Consider the following 18311-nt stretch of genomic DNA (forward strand, 5'->3'; position numbering starts at 1 on the left):
TTCGATGCTTCGCGCCGACACGGCGCGCTAGGTCGCATGTCCAGTTTTTGTCCAACCACCTTGGAGAATGAAATGTTCATCAAATCGAAGGCCGGAGAATCCGTTGAGGGCGGAGCGATGGAAATTTTCTGGGGGCAAGCCCCGGGGTCCATTTCGAAGGCGGTTGACGGCGCCGTCGCGGCTGCACGAAAGAAGCTCCCCGGCCGGACGCTTGAATGGCTCGAGCTAGCCGAAGTGAGAGGTGGCTTTGAAGGCGACGTCTTGCAGTATCAAGTCGCCGTCCGTATCGGCTATTGTTGATCTCGGGTGCGCGGGGCGGTCGCATCGACGCGGCCCGCGCCGGCAACAGTTTCAACGCATGCTGTTTTTTACGTACCGTGGCGGTGCGGGCGCCACGCTCTCGCTACCCGCGACGATTTCGGGCGCCCGTGCGCTCTTTTTCTGTGGAGAAGCTGCCATGACTGACAGAACGAAGCTCCTGTTCTCGACCTCGCTTACGGTCCCTGATGTCGTCGAGCTCGGAAAGCTGTACCAACGCGCATTGGGCAAGGACGACCGCACCACGGCACTCGCAGCAGAACAGGCCGTGCTTCGAGCGAGCGTTGGTGAAGGCGCGCTCGCGGAGGCACGCACGCTTGCGGCCTTCCTCGATCAAGTCTGACCCGGGCTCACACATGATCGCGCTGGATTCGGATTGCACGGCAAAAGAAGCGTTGGAAGCGTTTCACGCTGCACTGCTGCCCGCCACGCTGGAACATGCCGTTCACGCACCGTTCTATCGCGAGTTATACGGCTGCGCGGAAGCGACGGCTACTATCGACCTTGCACAGCTTCCATTCGTATCGAAACAGCAGATTCGGGCGGCTGGCGTATCCGCGCAGATCAGGGACGGCACCATTTGCGACGAAGTGTTCACGAGTGGCACCACCGGGCAACCGTTCGTGTCACCAAAGGGACATGTCGAGCAGCGCTACATCCAGTCTTTTTATCAAAATCTGTTTGCCGAACGGCGCGAGGCGCCGCTGCTTCGCGCGCTGCAGATCAACAATCCGTATCATGGCCACCTCGTCGCGATACCGGTCCCGATTCATTCGCACAAGATCGGCATCTATGACGAGGGTAGCTTCCGTCACGGCCGCACGCTTTTGGCCGAGAAACACGCCGACCCGGGTGTAAATCCCCACATTTCCTTGCTGATTGGCCTGGAGCGCGCACTGCGTGCCTTCACCCTCGAAGCGATGAGGATCGCGCCTGACGGCATGGCGACGCGGCTGACATCGATCATTTCTTATTCACAGTACCTCACCCGCCGCTGGCGGCAACGCCACGAGACCTATTGGGGTTGCCCCGTCATCGACCGTTTCGGTCTCAGCGAAATCTTCGGCGGTGCCACCGAAGATCCTGAATCGGGCTGGTGGCACTTCGATCCCGTATGTATTCCGGAGGTTGTCGGCTCGCGTAGCAGAACCAGTGTCCGAGAAGGGATAGGCGAACTGGTGCTGACCGCGCTCTATCCATTCCAGCAGGTGCAGCCACTCATACGATACCTGACAGGCGACCTCGTGGAAGTCACGCATACGCGCTCGAGCCGCGACGGGACGCTGGCCATTCGCCCTCTGGGGCGGGCGCGATACGGCGTACCTTACCCGGATGCCGACGCTTTCGTGGTCGCACCCAGTGAAATCCTAGAAGCCCTGGACGAAATCGACGGCATTGACCGGATTCCGCGCTTTCGGGACGCGTCGCAGGTCGCGGACCCCTTCCAGGTAGGGCATCCGTGTTACGCGATCGCTCATCGGTACGAGGGCGGTCAGACGATCGTCACGATCCTGGTCCAGGCTCCACCCGCGGATCGTGCGCAATTGAGGCGCCGGATAGAGGACAGTCTGATGGAAAGCTCGCTGCGTTTTCGTGAGGCGGTAGACAGCAAAGACGCAAGGCTTGAGGTCGATACCCGCGCCATGCTAACCCCTGATCTCATCTCGCACGCCGAATAAAGCCGATCTGACCAACGCACCCCATCACGCAATGGCGGGGCCTTTCGATGTCGTCTCGTCATGAAGGCAGCAAATCAATGGAACACGTCAGAGCCGATCTTCGATCGGCGGCTCAGTCGAATGGAATAGAGGACGCTCGTTGGCTGTCAAGGCGCGACGCCCTCATGCAGCCTGACGAGGCACGCGCGCGGCGACGCCCGCGCCTGCTTGTCTGTGGTCCAATTTCCGACGCACTCGCATCAGTACTCGAGATGCGCTACGACGTCGAACGTTACGGCGGTCCAGTCGATCTGACAGCATCGCATCTTCATTCGGTCGACGTGCTGGTGATCCGCTCTCCCTATCGCCTGCAAGCGACATCGCTGACACTGACGATGCAGCTCAAGGTTGTCATTCGCGCTGGCTCCGGCATGGACGGTATTTGCACAGACGCACTCACCGCGCACGGGATCGTGCTTCACCGGTTGAATTTCGCGGGCGTGTCGGTTGCCGAGCATGCTTTTGCGCTGCTGCTGGCCGCAGCCCGACAGCTTCCAGCCATGACGCGCTCGATACGCGCGCAACGTTGGGAAAAGGCCAGCGCACGGGGCATTGAACTTGATGGCAAGACACTGCTGATCATCGGCTTTGGTCAAATCGGCCGTCATGTTGCGCGCATCGCGCAGGGGTTTCGACTTCGCGTACTCGTGACCGATTCTTCGCTGCAAAAGGCGGACAAGCGCGAAGCGTGGGAATTATTATCGGACAGGAGTGCGGTGCCGCTTGACGAGGGATTGGCCCGAGCGGACATCGTAATCCTGTGCGCATCGCTGAACGACCGCTCGCGCAACATGCTCAATTCCGATGCGTTGAGCCGCCTGAAAGACGGGGCAATTCTGGTCAACGTCGCACGTGCGGAACTGATCGACGAAATCGCGCTGAAAGCAGCCGTGGCTACCGGAAAGCTGCATGCGGTCGGATTGGACGCGCACTACGACGAACCCGAACCCGACTGGGATTTCCTGAGTCGGGAAAGCGTTGTTGCTACGCCTCACGTGGGCGCGCAAACCATCGAATGCCGCGCGCGGATCGAGCAGCAGATCGTCGAACTGACCGAACATTTTGCCGACACATGGGAATGATCAAACCATCATCGCCGACCGCCGTCTGGGACGGACGGTTTCAGCCTCTCCACGTAGGGCACGTCGCCGTTATCCAGGCAATCATCGAGCAGTTCGACACAGACCTTGCGGTGATGATCATTCACTCAACGGAGGGCGAACGCGACTCGTACAGCGCCGAAGTAAACCGGCATCACAAGCGGTCGCGCAATCCCTTGACCTTTTGGGAACGCTACAACCTGCTGCGGCTGGCGCTACAGCCATTGCCCGTCGCCGAGCGCATCACCCTGCTCGGCATTCCACGGCCCGATCTTTTCTGGGAGATCGCGAGTGCGTTCTATCCCGACCGCCGCTTCATCTGCCTGACGGGCAAGGATGCATATGAGAAGAGCAAGGAAGTGTTCTGGAGCGGGCTCGGAGAAGAGACCCGGGTCATCGACATTCGGGGACTGCCTACCGTATCGGCCACCGAGTTCAAGAGCGCGCTCAAGGCAGGCAATAATTGGGAGCAATTCCTGCCGCCGCCGTGCCATGACTACTTCCGCACTATCGACGGTCCCCAGCGCTTTTGCGCCGCGGACATTTAGACTGACCGGAGACCGGCATGAGCATCGATGTCGATGTGTTCATCGAAGACCTCAAACGCGAAAACGAAAGCTTCTTCACGGCCCTGCCCGATGACGCAACTCAGTATTGGCACACAGGTATGTCAAGGCAGGATGCGATTCGCGCGCTGCAGGTGCGTTGGTTTAACGAGCTTCGCGGCGTCGACATCATCGGCCGCTTTATCGGTCGCGTGCCTGACCTCACGCTCAAAGTACTTGTTGGCCGTCAGGTCGGCGACGAAGCGAAGCATGCAAAAGTATGTCGGCGTCGAATAGAAGAGCTCGGCGCAAGCGTACACGACTATCAGCCGACGGATGAGCAATTGGCCTTCGGAGATTATCTGGACACGCTGATCTATCCGGAAGAGTTCTTCGCGGCACAGCAGTTCACCGTCGAGACGCAATCGCTAAAACGCAACGAGCGCGCGCTCGAATGCTTCGATCCCGTCACGGCAACGATGTTTCGCGAGCATATCAATCCGGACGAGCGTTTTCACGTCGCACTCGGCTATCTCGGGCTCAGAACGTTCGCGCGTACGACGGCGGCGCAGCAGCGCGCACGCGATGCCGCGTGCCGCGTTCGGGACATCCACAGCAGGATGGTTTTCGCCCATCGGGCAGTTGAGCCATGACCGCCGATACAGTGACGCTCGTGGGCGAAGGCCGCATGGCTAGCGCGTATCTACGCGTATGGCAGGCGAAGCAGTTCCAGGTATTTCAGACATCGTCGGCTGTCGGGCCCTTGTCGGGTGCCGTCGTAATGTCTCACTTTTCCGGGCGCGTGTCGCAGGATGTGCTGACGAACGCGGAATTTGCGCGGGGGGCGCTCGTTGTCGACCTTACGACGCAGTCTGTGCCCGATGCGCAGGCATCGCGCCGCATCGCTGAGGCCGCAGGTGCCACCTATCTCGCGGGCGGCGTCACCGGCGGCGAGCGAGAAGTCGGCAGACCGGGCTTTTCGTTGCTGTTGGGGGGCATAGGGCCGAATCAGGCACTGCCGGCCTATCTTGCTGCGCTCGGCTGCATCGTGCGATTCGATACGCTCGAGCAAGCGGTAACAGCGAAGCTGCTACACAACTTCGTACTGATCGCGACCAACGTGGCGCTTGGCACAGCGTTGGGACTGGCTGATCGCGCCGGGGTCGAAAACTTGGTCGATGTACTTGAAGCAGGCACCGCCGGGCGGTCGCTGCGCAGCAGCTCCGCAGCGCGTGACTATGCGCGCGCGCCATGTTCAAGCTACTCGTCAGCGCTTGTAGCCAAAGATCTTCAGGCAATGCAGCAGTCGTTTCCCGAGCTGCTACGCCTGCCGGGGTTCGATCTCGGGCAGCTTGCCGCTCATTACGCTCAGTATGGCAGCAAGCCCTACACCGCGTGCCCGCTCCTCTCTATTTGACAGCACTCTCAAGGGCAGTCCAATGGATCGACTGATGGCCTTGCTTCTCCAACGTTCCCGTTGTGCCGAGGCAATTTGCAGCGAGCGCATGGCCGCCGACCTGGCGGCGCTCGATGCGCGTGTCGGCCACGCTAGATCGGCGAGCTTCGAGCGCCATCGCTCGCAGTCAACGCACGATTACGATCGCGCACTGCGTCTACGCTTCCTCGAAAGTCTCGAGCTCGTAGAACAACCTCTACTGGATTGGGGCGAGTTACCCGATTTTGAATTGATCGAGCGCGACAATGAAGAACTGCAGCGCGCGCTCCTTGACGTCGAGCGCGACGCGCAACAGTTCTTCGCGTCCATTAGGCGGAGTGCCGCCGGCGTTACGGGGGAACGCGATGACTAAGCAGCCGGATCCGTCTGGCATCGACTGGGACCTCGCATTGGCAGTCAATGCTGCCTTCAAGGGTCTGCTCGGCAGCATGGGACAGTCGGGGCATGTATGCAGCCGCACCCAAGCCATCGAGAGGCGGCTGGACCTCAGCATAGGCTGGGCCGACACGTGCGACGCGTTGGCTGACCTGCTTCTCGGTCACCTGGACTCTGGAGATATCGTGGTCGTTCCCGACAAGATCTGCGCTGTTGCGCAGGGCCGCCTCGGGCCCGGCCGTATCCTGCGCAGCCCCGACCCGAAGACGATCGATCCCGGCCTATTGCCTGAGCTGGCAGCGCGCTACGAGCTTGAACTGGGCTTTCCCGTCACACCACTGCATTTGCTGCTGGCGGACGAACACGACGGCGATCGCGCGACGCTTGGGACACTGGACCACAACCGTGCTGCATCTGAACTCGCGACGCGCATAAGGGAACGATGCGAACGCGAAGTCGACGTCGTAATCTCCGACACGGATACCGGCCTCGATGTCCGCCACCCGCTGATTGGCTGCGTGACCATCGCCGCTACGCCGCTCGGTGCAACGGCCGGGCTCACACTGTACGAAGCCATGCGCTGCGCAGTTGCCGCCGAGTTCGTGCGCGGGCACTCACGCAACATTCCGGTCGTGATCTGTATACCGGCGCACCGCTGTCGACACAGGACGCACATGGGTGCTCCGCGGGGCTATTCGGGAGCGCTTCATGTGTCGATGGAGCCAGGTATCACCTATGCGTGACGGTCATTGCGACAGCTAATCGAAATAGCGCTAACCCTGTCGCCGTAGCGTCACCGGAAATGACCGTGGGTGCTGATGAGTTTCTTCGCGCATCACTACGTCACGCTCTTCCCGGAGGCCGAACGAATCTTGTCCACCCAGTAGTAGATTTGCAGGACGAACAATCCGGCGAGCGCGAGGCCGAGGCCGGTCACCGCATTCGGCTGCATGACGCTCAACCATGCCTTGGCTGCGGCGCGTGAAGTCGATCCACGTTACTACGCCGACGGCGGCGGTTTCCGTCTACAGATATCTCAAGGCGGATCGCGCTCGTAGACTTTCCAATATCAATTTGCGAAGCGCTCTCGCGAGATGGGCCTTGCTTCGTTGTCGTCCGTTTCGCTTGCCGAGGCTCGGGCCGAAGCAGGGCGTTGTCGGAAGCTGTTGTCTGAGGGCGTTGATCCCATCGACGCGCTAAGGGCGGATCGTGATCGTGCGGTCCTGGCCGCGTCCAGCGGGATGCGGTTCAACGAGGCGGCAGCCGAATTGAATTTATCGCCAGCCACAAGGGCAATTGGAAGAGCGAGAAACACGCGCAGAATGCACGGTATGCCTTTCAATCCGGCGATACAAGGCAGGCGGCAGAACAATGGGCACATAAAGGTGTCGAGCCGATCTCCTATGACAGCGCCGATCATCATGCTGCGCTATGGAAAACGCGCTCTGCCGGGTAGGGGCGGCGATGACGAGATGCTGCTCCCTTCGATCCATTTGACGCGTTCGGTTTCCTGCTAAAGCACCTTCCCGGGTGCGATGCCCTCAGGTGAGGTGGTCGGGCAAAAGCCCTTGCTTGAAAGCGAATACGGACCGCCGTAGGCGCTCGATCTTCCCGCGTATTGCGAAAGAGATTCCCTATTCAGCTCTGTTTTGCGGAGTTTCGGGAACATACACTCGCCCCACAGTCGTACGAGAGCGTAGAGCGCCAAACAAATAATTACTTAGTAGTACTGAGCAACGGAGGAGATGAGATTAAGAAGGTGTTGTGTGGGGTGGTTGCCGCCACGGCAGCAGTGTCGGCCAATGCGCAGAGCAATGTCACGTTGTATGGCATCGTCGATAACGGTCTTGATGGTGTTATCGATTGCCCCATCGATTGGTTGCCAGCCGCATCAACGCTGCGTTGGCAGCACGCAGATCGAATAACTCCGGATCGAAGCCTGGACCGACCCATTGGCGATAGTGATCCGCCTCCTCACTCTCGGGACTGTCGCGCAGTGTGGCTACGAACGTGTCATACCCGGACGCACCACCTACATCTTCCGGTGGGCAGGCACGTGCACCATCGATGACCTTGGACTCGCCCCATGATTCGCCTTCAATCGTTTCAAGGTTCTCCACCTTGATCTGATGATCCCAGCCGTCACCGAAGTCATATCGGTAGATGATGCGCGAGTCTGGACGCAGCACTTTGCTCAGTTTGGTTTTCCGGTCGTCGAACGTCTTGGTCAGATCCATGAACTCCAATCCAGCTTCTATATCGAACTGGGCATATGTCTTGCCGTCAATCAGGAAGTCGTGGAGATGGGTGTCCTCCCAGCCGAAGGCGGCTTGCAGGATGTGATGCAATTTGCGCAGCGAGTCGGGGCCCTCGACCGTGATCCGGCGCCAGATGGGCGGCTGGATATACAGCAATTGCACGTGCAAGGTATAGCGCTGGAACGATTTGGCCATCTGATCTCCGGAGGCAGGGTATCAGCGGCATTATCCCTTCACTGCGTGCGGAGGGTCACTACCCGAGGTAGCAATTCGTCGATCTGGTTGATCGGGTGATCTGCAATACGCCCGAGCACGTGGCGCAGACACGCTTTGGGATCGATGCCGTTGAGCTTGGCCGTGCCAATCAGGCTGTAAATTGCAGCAGCACGTTCACCGCCCGAGTCCGCGCCGGCGAATAGGTAGTTGCGCCGCCCAATGGCCACGCCGCGCAACGCGCGCTCGACCGGCAGGTTGTCGATCTCCAACTGGCCATCGCCGCAATAGCGCGTCAACGCCCCCCAGCGATTCAAGGTATAGAGAATCGCCCGACTCGTGTCGGATTTACGCGAGAGCGTTTCCAGCGTTGCGCTCAGCCACGTATGGAGTTGATCGAGTAGCGGCCGGGCATGGATCCACCGATATGCTCGACGTTCGGTAGATTTTCACGCCATCGATGGCGATACCCTTGTAGCCGCGGTCCACAACGGCGATCTTCGGTTGGACGTCGCTCAAGATCGCTGCTTGCTCCAGGGCTTCGGCCAGCGTATGCCCGTACCAACGCACACACAGGACGATCACTTCGCGGTCAAAGTGACGGCCGTCGAACAGCCGGTCAATGTCTCCGTGCTTATTCATTGCGTGCGCGCGATCGTCAAAACCCGAGCGTAACCTACAGGCTCCTCCGATTTGCACCAGAGCCCGGCGCGGTTCACAGACAAATTCGACGATCTCGAAAAACCCGCAACCACTTGACCGATTCCAAACGCAGAGCGAGCGTCGCCTCGAGTGAGCGGGCGTTTCGTGTTTAGTGACCGTTGTTCGGAAAGAAGTGCGAGTACCGTCGGCGCGCGCATTAGACTACCGCTCTCGTTACTGGACGGCACATCATCATGCGGGTTACATCGAACGGTTCAGGCGATGACGAATGGAACCGACGAGCGGGCGGATCGCATTCCGGGTCTTCGATTCCAGAGCCGGTAGCGACGCCGCGCGATTTGCCTGATTCGTTCGCAGGGCTCGGCACCGAACGGGACGAAGGGGCACATCGGCGCGCGGTGTTCGGCCCCGGAGAGGGCGAAGCCACGACACCGCGCAGGAATGTGGGCGCTTCGGGGTCGCCCTATTACCCACAACTGCTGCAGCTCGGCTACGTGAGCGGGGATCTCGACAGCATTGCAAGCAAAAGCAGTGGCGCGCAGGCACTGGTCGTATTGTCCAAGCGCCATGCCGAGTTCAAGCAGCGGGGCTATGGGCCTGCCAATCTCGTCAAGGTTGCGGCCCACGATGGTGGCGTTCACGCATTGGAGGCGCTGCTCGAGCATGACGCTGCGCTCAAGCGCGGCGGATACTCGTGCGCGCAATTAACCAGGGTTGCCAGTGAGCAGGGCGGCGCTCAGGCATTAGCTGCGTTGGTCAAGTGCGATGCTCTGCTCAGGCAACGGGGTTACTCGATCGATGATCTGGTCAGAGTTGGCGCGCCCCGCAGCGGAGCTCAAGCGTTGCTCGCGCTGCTTGAGCGCGATGCCGATCTCAGACAACTCGGGTATTCGACGTCAGACCTGGCCAAAGCTGCGGGTAACTCTGGCGGCGCATTGGCGTTGGCCGCGTTGTCCGAGCATCACGCCGTTCTGACCGGCAAGCTCGGTTATACACCCGCTGACCTGGTAGCCGTGGCTGGCAACAACGGTGGGGCGCAGGCCTTACACGCCCTGATCGAGCACGATGCGGCGCTGAAGAAGCTGGGATACGATGCGGCCGATCTCATCAAGGCTGCTGCAACCGGCACAGGCGGCGCTCAAACCTTGGCGGCGCTGAAGGCACATCATGTCACGCTCATCAGGAAGCTTGGATATGCGCGCACCGATCTGGTCAGGATTGCCGCGCATTCGGGTGCTGCCCTGTCGCTCGCGGCGTTACGCAGGCATCATTCAGCGCTGACGACAAAGCATGGCTACAAGAACGCGGATCTGGTGAGGGTGGCCTCCAACAATGGCGGGGCGCAGGCATTATCAGCGCTGCGCAAGTATCACGATCGTCTGACTGAGCGGGGCTATACGCGCGCCGACCTTGTCAGGATCGCCGGCGGTTACGGTGGCGCTCAAGCGTTGGCAGCGCTCGTCGAGCGCGACGCTGAGCTGATGAGGCTCGGATATTCGTCTGCGCAGATGGCCAGGATCATCGGCAATGGCGCCGGCATGCAGGCGTTCGATGCGTTGCTCGAACACGAAGCCGTGTTCAGGCGTCGCGGCTATTCGAGAGACGATCTCGTCCACATCGTCGGTAGCAAAGGCGGGGCGAAAGCACTGATCATGCTGCTCGACCACGAGGCGGCACTCAGGTGGTGCGGTTATTCGCGCGCCGGTCTCATCAAAGTTGCGGGCAACGACGGGGGAGCTCGGGCGTTGGCGGCGCTCCTCGGCCATGACGCTGAATTGACGCGTCGCGGTTATTCGCGCGCCGATCTCGTCAAGGTTGCGGGTAACAACGGTGGTGCGCAAGCGCTGGCCGCATTGGTCGAGCACGACACTGCCCTCAGAGCACTCGGCTATTCGGCAGCCGATCTCGTTGGCATCGCGAGCAACACTGGCGGCGCTCAGGCCTTGGCGGCATTGTCGGAGCATCATGACGCGCTAACGCAAGAGCGTGGCTATGCGAAGGCTATCGTGGTCAAGGCGGCCAGCAACAACGGCGGGGCCCAGGCGTTGAGGGCGCTGCGTGAACATGATGCCGCGCTCGGCGCGCTGGGCTACGATGCGGCTGACTTGGCCGCGATTGCTGGCAGCAAGGGCGGCGCTGCGGCGTTGGAGGCACTGCTACGGCACGACGCGGCGCTCAGAGCGCTTGGCTACACCCGCGGGGACTTGATCACGATCGTAGGTAGCAAAGGTGGCGCTCAGACTTTGATCGCGCTGAGCGATTGTGGCTCGTCGCTCAAGCAGCGTGGCTACTCGACCGAAGATCTCGTCAAGGTGGCGCGCCAAAGCGGTGGGGCGCTCGCGTTGCAGGCGCTGCTCGAGTATGACGCGCCACTGAGAGAGCGTGGTTACGGGCGACGCGATCTGATCAGGGTCGCGGGCTACGGTGGGGGCGCGTTGGCATTATCTGCACTTCTTGAGCTCGATGCGCCGCTGACAGAGCTGGGTTATGCACGGGCCGATCTTGTGAGAGCTGCCGGCGATAACGGTGGTGCAAGGACCTTGCATACACTGCTCGATCTGCACCCGTCACTGAGCGAGCGCGGTTATACGCGCGCGGATCTGATCAAGGTCGTGACCAAACGTAGTGGCATGCACGCCTTGGCCGCGTTACTCGAGCACGATGATTCTATGAGGATGCTCGGCTATGGTGCCGCGGAACTCGTCGACGTCGCAGGCAGGAAAGGAGGTGCGAAAGCCGTAAGCGCGCTGCACACATATCACGCTGTTCTGACAAGGCGCGGCTACACGAAAGCCGATCTGCTCAGCATCGCGAGTCGCGATGGTGGAGGGCCGGTGCTGGATGCGGTGCTGCAATTGCACACCGCGCTGACGGGGAAGGGATACGACACGAAGCAAATCGTCAGCTTGGCGAGCAAGCCGAATGCCGTGCGCCTTTTGAAAGAGGCGGCCAGCGCAAGCCGGTAATGTAAGGTAGGCCCCCCGTTATTAACGGATGTTCGAAGTAGAATTTTCTAGTAGAAGGACCTACGGGAAATTTTGCATGAAGACGTCCAGATTCACGGAAGGCCAGATCATCGCGATCTTGAAGCTGGCGGAAGCGGGAACCCGGTGCCGGAGTTATGTCGCGAGCACGGCATGAGCAGCGCGAGCTTCTACAAATGGCGCTCGAAACACGGCGGCATGGACGCGGCGCTGATGACGCGGATGAAGGAGCTTGAGACTGAGAAAGCGAGGCTCAAGAAGATGTGCGCCGAAGAGCGGCTGAAGGCCGAGGTGGTGCGTGAGGCGCTTGAAAAAAAGTGGTGAGGCCATCCCGCCGACGCGAGATGGCCATCCGTGCAGTCAAGGAGCACGCGATGAGCGCACGGGCGGCCTGTGAGGCGTTTGGCGTGAGCCAGACCTGCTATCGGTACCGGGCTAAACGCTGCGCAGAAAACGAAGTCATCGCACAGTGGCTCGTGACGCTCACACACAACCAGCGCAACTGGGGTTTCGGGCTGTGCTTCTTGTACCTGCGCAACGTCAAGGGCTTCGCCTGGAATGACGACGATGGAAGGACGGTTTGTCATGGCCCGGCAAGCCGCTGAAGAGCGCCAGCGGACACCGGTCTTGAGTACGAACAGGATGCCGTTCCGTGCAGTTCGGTTCGCAACCGGCAACGGGCAACGGGCAACGGGCAACCGGCCTGGATACTTCTTGCGCCGTGGTTTTAGCGTTGGCAGCAATGGCTCGATCAGTGCCCACAGTTCGTCATCAACGATCGGCGTGCCCATCCTGGGTTCCAGTTGTTCAGACGGTCAAGGTTAACAGCCCTCAACGGGGTCTTTTTGATTCCGTCTCTTATAGATTTCGCTTCTGGCATAGCAACACTCTACGGGTGAAGTGTTGCGCTTGGTACTTGAGTCTAAGGGGTTTCGGGCAGCAAAACATTTGTTCGCGGGCTCGAGTCGGTTCAACGATCGGATGTATAGCATTGCGTTCCGTCAAATGGCTTTGAAAACAACAGACGGGAAAAGGCAATTATGCGAATCGAAAGGCCTTCCGAAGGACAATTCGACGACGGTTGCCGTGGGCCGGTGGCAGGCAACGGCGACCAGGGAGGCACTTCTCAATCCCGGTGTCGCGCGCTCGGTGGCCTGTCTGGCTTGCCGGTATCGGCGCGGCATTCAAGGCAGAGCGCCGATCAGGAAGATCAGACTGCCGGTGCACGCCTGACGCGATCCATTATCGACTGCTTCCAGCGTCTTGCACGGGCTGGTCGCCCGGTCTTTGCGGGCTACCAGATGGTGTCACTGGGGCGCGACGGTGTACTGCGCGCGGGCGAACATGAGCTATTGGCTCATCCGGACGGCACACTGACGGCAAATGGAGAAGCCGTTACCCTCAGCGATGGCCCACCGCCCGCCCGGCGCGACGAGTCGGCCCACCTTCGCTTGCACGGGCGCACACTGAAGGATCCGTATCAATGGATGAGCGAAGGCGACATCGTTTCGAACGTCGAACTCAGCCGGTACGCACAAGCTCACGACGACTGCGCGCGTGCGCGACTGGATCATGCGGCCGCGCGGCCGGCGTTGGAAGAGGACGTACTCGAAGCGGCCACTGCAACGCTTGCGGCGCCTGAGGATGTCGTCTGGCACGAGGGGAGCCAATTCTACTGGCGTACCCCGGAGGGGCAAAACACGCAAAAATGTTTCGTGCGGGACGGCTTGGATGGCGACGAACGACAGCTCTTCGACCCAGACACGCAGAGCCCAAGCGCCGATCGAGGCCTCACCGTGTATTCTCGTGCTGGCCTGAAGTCGAGCGTATCCCCGGACGGCAAACATGTCGTCATTCCCTTGTCGAACGGCAACGAGGATCACGAACTGATCGTGGTCGATACGGAAGCGGGGTCCGTGCTGGCCGATTCCATCGAAATCTCACCCTATGGCAGTATCACCTGGCTCGATGAATCGACATTCGTCTACCCGCGCCTGGCAGGCGTGGGGGAAACGCCCGCGTACAGTCACCAACGGCTCTACAGGCATGTCGTGGGCACTGACATGCGAGACGACGTACCCGTCTTCGGCGATGGCGTACAGGCTGACGTGTCCTTCGACGAATTCGCCACTTTGGCGATTCGTATCATCGGTGATCAAGTGTTCGGCACGGCGCGAAACGGTGTATCTCGAGACCTCAACGTCTTCGTCACGTCACGGGAAAACTTGCTGACCGGCGAGTCGTCGTGGAGAAAAATCATTGATGCTTCTCGCAAGGTCATCGATTTCAACCGGCACGGTGACGATTGGGTAATGATGACGCGCGGCACGGCGCAGCGCGAACGTCGGATACTGCGTGTGCGAGGAATGGATCCGGACTGGGACACGGCAACGCTTGCCGTTCCCGGCATCGGCAAGAACATCACCGGCATGTACCTGAAGAAAGATGCCCTATACGTCACGCAAATGGCCAACGCGATGACCGAGGAGCTTTGGCGCGTGCCGCTCAGCAAGGGAGATCCGGCTGTCATTTTTTCGGTCGAAGGCACGATCTCCCAAGTATCCAGCTTGCCGAAGGCATTCAAATCCGATACGGCGGACAGCAGTTCTGACAGCGAGTTGCTGGTCGAAGCCGTTACCTGGACGGGCGGAAACACGCAATCCTGGCGCGTTACGAGCGACGGCGCAGCAAGCGCCGTCCCCTCGCTGTCGGTGACCTTCGATTTCTCGGCCGAACTCGTGGCCGAGCTCAAATATGCAGAAAGTCCGGGTGGCGGACGTGCCGTTCCGGTCATCGTCGTTCACCGCAGAGATTTGGATCGCGACGAGACGCATATCGCCAAGCTGGTGTCTTATGGCGGATATGAAATACGCGTGCAGCCGACGTTCTTCCCCCATGGCCTCGATCTCCACAGCTTGGTCGGACAACGCGACGCCGTACTAGCTTATGCGGACGTGCTGGACGGCGCAGCGGACGAAGTGAACGCCGCGGCACAAATGCTGATCGACGAAGGCTACACCAGCAAGGCACAGCTCACTCGCAGCGGCTTTAGCCGCGGCGGAGCCACGGTGGGTCTCGCCGCGGCTACGCGGCCCGATCTTTCCCGCCAGCTTTTGCTGGAACACGGTGTGGTCGATGTGATCGGCCACGAATTCACCCGCAATGGCCCTGCAAACACGCCGGAATTCGGCAGCGTCTCCACCCTGCCGGGGCTCGAAAAGAAACTACGGATCGACCCTTATCGCACTCTGCCGACCGTGGATTTTCCAGAGCGGATCATGGTGACAACGGGGTATCGCGACAATCGGGTCGATGCGGCCGGACCTTGCAAGCTGACTGCCGCATTGCAGCACGCCAATGATCAGTCTGGCCGCAACCGCGATATTTTGCTTCGCGGCGACCGCGAAACGGCACATTTTCAATTGAGCCGCGACCAGATGGTTTCGTACGCGACTGATATTGGTCTGTTCGTGCTCGACGCGCTTTAACAGACCGCTGAGACCGCTTCCACACGAGATTTCTGCTACGGCCGGCATTGCGCGACTGAAGCCTGAGCCGCGAATCAGTTTTGCTCGAATGTCATGGGGCTGACGTAGTCGAGCGTCGAGTGTAGCCGGCGCGAATTGTAAAAGCCAAGCCAGTCGACAATTTCATCTATCGCCGCACGCCGAGTCGCGAAGTGCTGTCCATGCAAACGTGCGACCTTCAGCGAACCCCATAGGCTTTCGGTCGGTGCATACCCCAGCAGTCGCCGCGCCGGCTCATTGATGAGCGCATGCCGTATCCAATGTCGCTCGTCGTCACTGAGTGCGTGCCGAATCGCCGGCTCGCGTGGGCAACCACGGTCGATGGGGATGAAACCGGTTCGAGCGCGTATCATGGTTGGGTCATCACGCTGACGAAAGAGGGTTGTCATCTGTTAACCGAGGAGACGCAGCAAGGCCAGTTTTTTGTGGACCTGATCGGCAGCAGGAATCCCGGCGCGCTCTATCGCTATTACCAGGAATGGGTTGAATGCCGCGCTCGAGCTGCCGAAGCAGAAGTAGGACGGAGACAAGCACTATGAAGATCGAACTCAATGGCCACAAGGCAATCGTTACGGGCTCGACAGCGGGCATCGGCCGCGCAATCGCCGAAGGGCTGGCGCGCGCAGGCGCTGCGGTCGTACTGAATGGCCGGACCCAGGAGCGGGTCGATGCGGCGCTGCGCGAAATGCGCGCGATCCTGCCGAATGCGGAACTCTCCGGCGTTGCCGCCGACGTTGCGACCCCCGAAGGCTGCGCGGCCTTGTTTGCACACACGCCGGTCGCCGACATTCTCGTGAACAACGCAGGGACAGCACGGCTGAACGACTTTTTCACACAAGACGACAGCGAATGGCTCGACCTCTTCCAACTCAACGTGATGAGTGGCGTTCGCACCGCCCGCTATTACGTACCCAAAATGGCGGAGTTGGGATGGGGGCGCGTCGTGTTTGTCAGCAGCGAGTCGGGGCTGAATATCCCGAAAGAAATGATCGACTACGGCGTGACCAAGACCGCGATGCTCGCGGTGTCGCGGGGGCTAGCTGAGCTTGTTGCCGGCACGGGCGTGACCGTCAATGCCGTGCTGCCTGGCCCGACCAACTCCGAAATCCTTTCGAACTGGATGAAGGCAACAGCACAAGAGCAAGGGATCACGCAAGAGCAGGCTGAACAACAGTTCCTGAAAACTTCACGGCCAACATCGCTGATCAACCGCTTCGCCACTACGAACGAAGTTGCGAACATGGTTGTGTATGCATGCTCGGAGCAGGCGTCCGCCACAACGGGTGCAGCGTTGCGTGTCGACGGGGGCGTGATTCGTTCAATTGCATGAAACTCGATACAGGCAGTAGCCGTCGACTAGACCACGGCTTCCCTATACTTCGCGAACTTCGACGTCTGTCCGATCCCCGAATTGAAGCAGTTGCAAGGATCGAGCCGCTGATAGAACGCGGCGAGCTGGGGCTTCGCGTGGTACAGATGGCCGACGTTGTGTTCCGCCGGATATTCGGCGCCGCGGCGGTCCAGCAGCATCCACATCTTGCGTTCGACTTCAACGCAGTCGGTACCCTTCTTGACGATGTAATCCTGGTGGAACACGTGGCAGAGGAAGTGGCCGTAGTACAACTTGATGGAGATCGCTTCTTCGATGTCAGGCGGCAGCGTCTCAATCCAGTCGCGGTCATTGCGTCGTAGAGCGATGTCCAGTGCGACGATGTTCTCCACTTCCCGGGTATGCACTGCGCGATAGCGGACGGCTGCGCCAGCGGCAGCGAAACGATGCAGGAATGCTTTCCTGCCTTCTTCGTCCGTGCATTCAAAATAGCCGCCAGTGGCATGCTCGAAATAGCCCGAAAGGAACGCACGCGTTTCTTGTGCGCTTTCAGCCGAAACCTTCAGCATCAGATGGTGTTCGTATTTGTCACGATACTGTTTCATTCGCGCCGGCAGATGGCTCGGGAACAACCGACTCGCGGCCTGCATGACGCGGTCGGTGAGATGCGAAGGGAGAAAATCAAACCGATCGAACAGTGCATCGAAACGGCTCTTTAGTCCAAACAGCGCGGGCAGTCGGGAAGTACCGAGATAGTTGATTGCAAGGAAGGTGTCCTTGCCGTACTTCTCCGCGATGTCGAAAGCGTCGCGATGCAGATATTCGCCGGAGATCGGGAGGTGTTCGACGTCGTGCAGCACTTGACGGCGGATTTCCGTAAGCTCGTCTGGGCGGTTTGTGCCGATATAGAACACCTTTGCATTCTGTTCCATCGGAAACGTGTCGAGTCGTACCGCGAACACCATCACCTTGCCAGCCGAGCCCGACGCTTCGTGCAGGCGCTGTGGATCGGCGTTGAAACGCGCCGGCGTATCGGCATCGATTTCACGAATATGAGTCGAGTAGCCGTGATCGGATCCGGCGCCTGCGTCATGCCGAATATCGGCCTCGCTGAATTCGCCGCGCTCCAGCCGGCCGAGGATGTCCTCGGGCGAGTCGCCGAGTTCGATTCCCAGATGGTTGATGAGGTTGAGTTTCCCCGTCTCATCCACCTGCCCGAATACCGCCATTTCCGTATAGGCCGGGCCACGCTGAACCAGTGCCCCGCCCGAGTTGTTGCAGACCCCGCCCAATACCGATGCGCCGATGCAACTCGAGCCGATCACCGAATGCGGCTCGCGGCCCAGCGGCTTTAACGTCTTTTCCAGCTGATCGAGTGTCGCCCCGGGAAGACAGATTACCTGCTGGCCATCGTCGAGCACATAGACCTTCTTCATTCGGCTCGTGCTGACAATCACGATGTCACGATCGTAGTCGTCACCGTTCGGTGTCGAGCCCCCGGTGAGACCTGTGTTCGATGCCTGCGTGATCACAATTACATTCGCGGCAATGCACGCCCGCAGCACTTTCCATTGTTCGATGATCGTGCCGGGACGGACCACCGCCAGCGCTTTGCCAGCGCCAAACCGGAAGCCTGTATGGTAGCGGCGCGTAGCGCCATCGTCGGTCAGTGTGTGCTTCTTGCCGACAATGTTGCGCAGGTCCGCAAGCAAAGTGGAAGGCGTGCTGCCCGGGACGACTGGTGACTGTTCGCGCGTTACTGACATCGAATTCCCCTGAAGAAGCGTTGATGACAGAAGGTTAAAATCAGGTCAGTCATTAGTC

16 protein-coding genes and 5 pseudogenes are annotated in these 18311 nt (G+C 60.0%); 15 read left to right on the forward strand and 6 right to left on the reverse strand.

Annotated elements, in window-relative coordinates; translation table 11 throughout:
- Positions 1 to 72: 72 nt before the first annotated feature.
- The 10 genes from ACSQ20_RS06660 (at position 73) to ACSQ20_RS06705 (ending at position 7029) form a co-directional block, all read left to right on the forward strand.
- Positions 73 to 300 (forward strand): dodecin domain-containing protein, encoded by a 228-nt coding sequence (locus ACSQ20_RS06660; RefSeq protein ID WP_436018369.1) that lies wholly within the window; start codon positions 73 to 75, stop codon positions 298 to 300.
- Between the two features lie 157 nt (positions 301 to 457).
- Entirely contained in the window at positions 458 to 661 is a 204-nt protein-coding gene (locus tag ACSQ20_RS06665) for a hypothetical protein (protein WP_436018370.1), read from the forward strand.
- A gap of 13 nt (positions 662 to 674) precedes the next feature.
- Positions 675 to 1997 carry a hypothetical protein gene (locus ACSQ20_RS06670; RefSeq protein WP_436018371.1) on the forward strand — a complete coding sequence of 441 codons (1323 nt, stop codon included), beginning with the start codon at positions 675 to 677 and terminating at the stop codon, positions 1995 to 1997.
- A 164-nt stretch (positions 1998 to 2161) separates the two neighbouring features.
- Entirely contained in the window at positions 2162 to 3118 is a 957-nt protein-coding gene (locus tag ACSQ20_RS06675; protein WP_436018372.1) for an NAD(P)-dependent oxidoreductase, read from the forward strand.
- On the forward strand, positions 3115 to 3684 hold the full coding sequence (locus tag ACSQ20_RS06680) for an adenylyltransferase/cytidyltransferase family protein (RefSeq protein WP_436018373.1): 570 nt from the start codon (positions 3115 to 3117) through the stop codon (positions 3682 to 3684). Before ACSQ20_RS06675 ends, ACSQ20_RS06680 begins: the two co-directional genes overlap by 4 nt.
- Positions 3685 to 3701: 17 nt before the next feature.
- Positions 3702 to 4334 (forward strand): hypothetical protein, encoded by a 633-nt coding sequence (locus ACSQ20_RS06685; RefSeq protein WP_436018374.1) that lies wholly within the window; start codon positions 3702 to 3704, stop codon positions 4332 to 4334.
- On the forward strand, positions 4331 to 5098 hold the full coding sequence (locus tag ACSQ20_RS06690; RefSeq protein ID WP_436018375.1) for an NAD(P)-binding domain-containing protein: 768 nt from the start codon (positions 4331 to 4333) through the stop codon (positions 5096 to 5098). The genes ACSQ20_RS06685 and ACSQ20_RS06690 overlap by 4 nt, the downstream gene beginning before the upstream one ends.
- Positions 5099 to 5132: 34 nt before the next feature.
- Entirely contained in the window at positions 5133 to 5489 is a 357-nt protein-coding gene (locus ACSQ20_RS06695; protein WP_436018376.1) for a hypothetical protein, read from the forward strand.
- Entirely contained in the window at positions 5482 to 6255 is a 774-nt protein-coding gene (locus ACSQ20_RS06700; RefSeq protein WP_436018377.1) for a hypothetical protein, read from the forward strand. Before ACSQ20_RS06695 ends, ACSQ20_RS06700 begins: the two co-directional genes overlap by 8 nt.
- Before the next feature lie 351 nt (positions 6256 to 6606).
- Positions 6607 to 7029, forward strand: a complete 423-nt coding sequence (locus ACSQ20_RS06705) for a hypothetical protein (protein WP_436018378.1) — start codon at positions 6607 to 6609, stop codon at positions 7027 to 7029.
- 339 nt (positions 7030 to 7368) lie between these two features.
- Here ACSQ20_RS06705 and ACSQ20_RS06710 read toward each other — a convergent pair whose 3' ends face one another.
- The 3 genes and pseudogenes from ACSQ20_RS06710 to ACSQ20_RS06720 all read right to left on the reverse strand — a co-directional run.
- Complete coding sequence (locus ACSQ20_RS06710; protein WP_436018379.1) at positions 7369 to 7965, reverse strand: plasmid pRiA4b ORF-3 family protein; 597 nt, start codon at positions 7963 to 7965, stop codon at positions 7369 to 7371.
- 38 nt (positions 7966 to 8003) lie between these two features.
- Positions 8004 to 8423: pseudogene (locus tag ACSQ20_RS06715) on the reverse strand (IS66 family transposase); the annotation flags it as partial.
- A 118-nt stretch (positions 8424 to 8541) separates the two neighbouring features.
- A pseudogene (locus tag ACSQ20_RS06720) lies at positions 8542 to 8625 on the reverse strand (IS6 family transposase); the annotation flags it as partial.
- A gap of 254 nt (positions 8626 to 8879) precedes the next feature.
- Here ACSQ20_RS06720 and ACSQ20_RS06725 point away from each other — a divergent pair.
- Positions 8880 to 11612: a hypothetical protein gene (locus tag ACSQ20_RS06725; protein ID WP_436018380.1), complete on the forward strand. Its 2733-nt coding sequence runs from the start codon at positions 8880 to 8882 to the stop codon at positions 11610 to 11612.
- Positions 11613 to 11688: 76 nt separating this feature from the next.
- Positions 11689 to 12190, forward strand: a pseudogene (locus tag ACSQ20_RS06730) (transposase); the annotation flags it as partial.
- Positions 12191 to 12241: 51 nt separating this feature from the next.
- Here ACSQ20_RS06730 and ACSQ20_RS06735 read toward each other — a convergent pair.
- Positions 12242 to 12421: pseudogene (locus tag ACSQ20_RS06735) on the reverse strand (transposase); the annotation flags it as partial.
- Positions 12422 to 12931: 510 nt separating this feature from the next.
- On the opposite strand from ACSQ20_RS06735, the gene ACSQ20_RS06740 reads away from it, so the two are divergent.
- On the forward strand, positions 12932 to 15118 hold the full coding sequence (locus ACSQ20_RS06740) for a prolyl oligopeptidase family serine peptidase (protein ID WP_436022955.1): 2187 nt from the start codon (positions 12932 to 12934) through the stop codon (positions 15116 to 15118).
- Between the two features lie 74 nt (positions 15119 to 15192).
- Here the strand turns inward: ACSQ20_RS06740 and ACSQ20_RS06745 are convergent.
- Positions 15193 to 15413: pseudogene (locus ACSQ20_RS06745) on the reverse strand (IS3 family transposase); the annotation flags it as partial.
- 4 nt (positions 15414 to 15417) lie between these two features.
- Between ACSQ20_RS06745 and ACSQ20_RS06750 the strand changes: the two are divergent.
- Positions 15418 to 15696: a hypothetical protein gene (locus ACSQ20_RS06750; RefSeq protein WP_436018381.1), complete on the forward strand. Its 279-nt coding sequence runs from the start codon at positions 15418 to 15420 to the stop codon at positions 15694 to 15696.
- The gene (locus tag ACSQ20_RS06755) at positions 15693 to 16487 is read left to right on the forward strand and encodes an SDR family NAD(P)-dependent oxidoreductase (RefSeq protein ID WP_436018382.1); all 795 of its coding nucleotides are present in this window, start codon (positions 15693 to 15695) and stop codon (positions 16485 to 16487) included. The genes ACSQ20_RS06750 and ACSQ20_RS06755 overlap by 4 nt, the downstream gene beginning before the upstream one ends.
- 26 nt (positions 16488 to 16513) lie before the next feature.
- Here ACSQ20_RS06755 and dld read toward each other — a convergent pair whose 3' ends face one another.
- Entirely contained in the window at positions 16514 to 18253 is a 1740-nt protein-coding gene (gene dld / locus ACSQ20_RS06760) for a D-lactate dehydrogenase (protein WP_436018383.1), read from the reverse strand.
- Positions 18254 to 18311: the final 58 nt, after the last annotated feature.

The sequence above is a fragment of the Trinickia sp. LjRoot230 genome, from assembly GCF_964253315.1.
In the GTDB taxonomy this organism is placed as follows: domain Bacteria; phylum Pseudomonadota; class Gammaproteobacteria; order Burkholderiales; family Burkholderiaceae; genus Trinickia.

Coding starts and splice junctions, on each gene's coding strand:
- ACSQ20_RS06685 (WP_436018374.1), top strand. CDS start 3,702: ATGAGCATCGATGTCGATGTGTTCATCGAAGACCTCAAACGCGAAAAC.
- ACSQ20_RS06670 (WP_436018371.1), top strand. CDS start 675: ATGATCGCGCTGGATTCGGATTGCACGGCAAAAGAAGCGTTGGAAGCG.
- ACSQ20_RS06680 (WP_436018373.1), top strand. CDS start 3,115: ATGATCAAACCATCATCGCCGACCGCCGTCTGGGACGGACGGTTTCAG.
- ACSQ20_RS06750 (WP_436018381.1), top strand. CDS start 15,418: ATGTCGCTCGTCGTCACTGAGTGCGTGCCGAATCGCCGGCTCGCGTGG.
- ACSQ20_RS06695 (WP_436018376.1), top strand. CDS start 5,133: ATGGCCTTGCTTCTCCAACGTTCCCGTTGTGCCGAGGCAATTTGCAGC.
- ACSQ20_RS06665 (WP_436018370.1), top strand. CDS start 458: ATGACTGACAGAACGAAGCTCCTGTTCTCGACCTCGCTTACGGTCCCT.
- ACSQ20_RS06660 (WP_436018369.1), top strand. CDS start 73: ATGTTCATCAAATCGAAGGCCGGAGAATCCGTTGAGGGCGGAGCGATG.
- ACSQ20_RS06700 (WP_436018377.1), top strand. CDS start 5,482: ATGACTAAGCAGCCGGATCCGTCTGGCATCGACTGGGACCTCGCATTG.
- ACSQ20_RS06725 (WP_436018380.1), top strand. CDS start 8,880: ATGCGGGTTACATCGAACGGTTCAGGCGATGACGAATGGAACCGACGA.
- ACSQ20_RS06755 (WP_436018382.1), top strand. CDS start 15,693: ATGAAGATCGAACTCAATGGCCACAAGGCAATCGTTACGGGCTCGACA.
- ACSQ20_RS06675 (WP_436018372.1), top strand. CDS start 2,162: ATGCAGCCTGACGAGGCACGCGCGCGGCGACGCCCGCGCCTGCTTGTC.
- ACSQ20_RS06690 (WP_436018375.1), top strand. CDS start 4,331: ATGACCGCCGATACAGTGACGCTCGTGGGCGAAGGCCGCATGGCTAGC.
- dld (WP_436018383.1), bottom strand. CDS start 18,253: ATGTCAGTAACGCGCGAACAGTCACCAGTCGTCCCGGGCAGCACGCCT.
- ACSQ20_RS06710 (WP_436018379.1), bottom strand. CDS start 7,965: ATGGCCAAATCGTTCCAGCGCTATACCTTGCACGTGCAATTGCTGTAT.
- ACSQ20_RS06740 (WP_436022955.1), top strand. CDS start 12,932: ATGGTGTCACTGGGGCGCGACGGTGTACTGCGCGCGGGCGAACATGAG.
- ACSQ20_RS06705 (WP_436018378.1), top strand. CDS start 6,607: ATGGGCCTTGCTTCGTTGTCGTCCGTTTCGCTTGCCGAGGCTCGGGCC.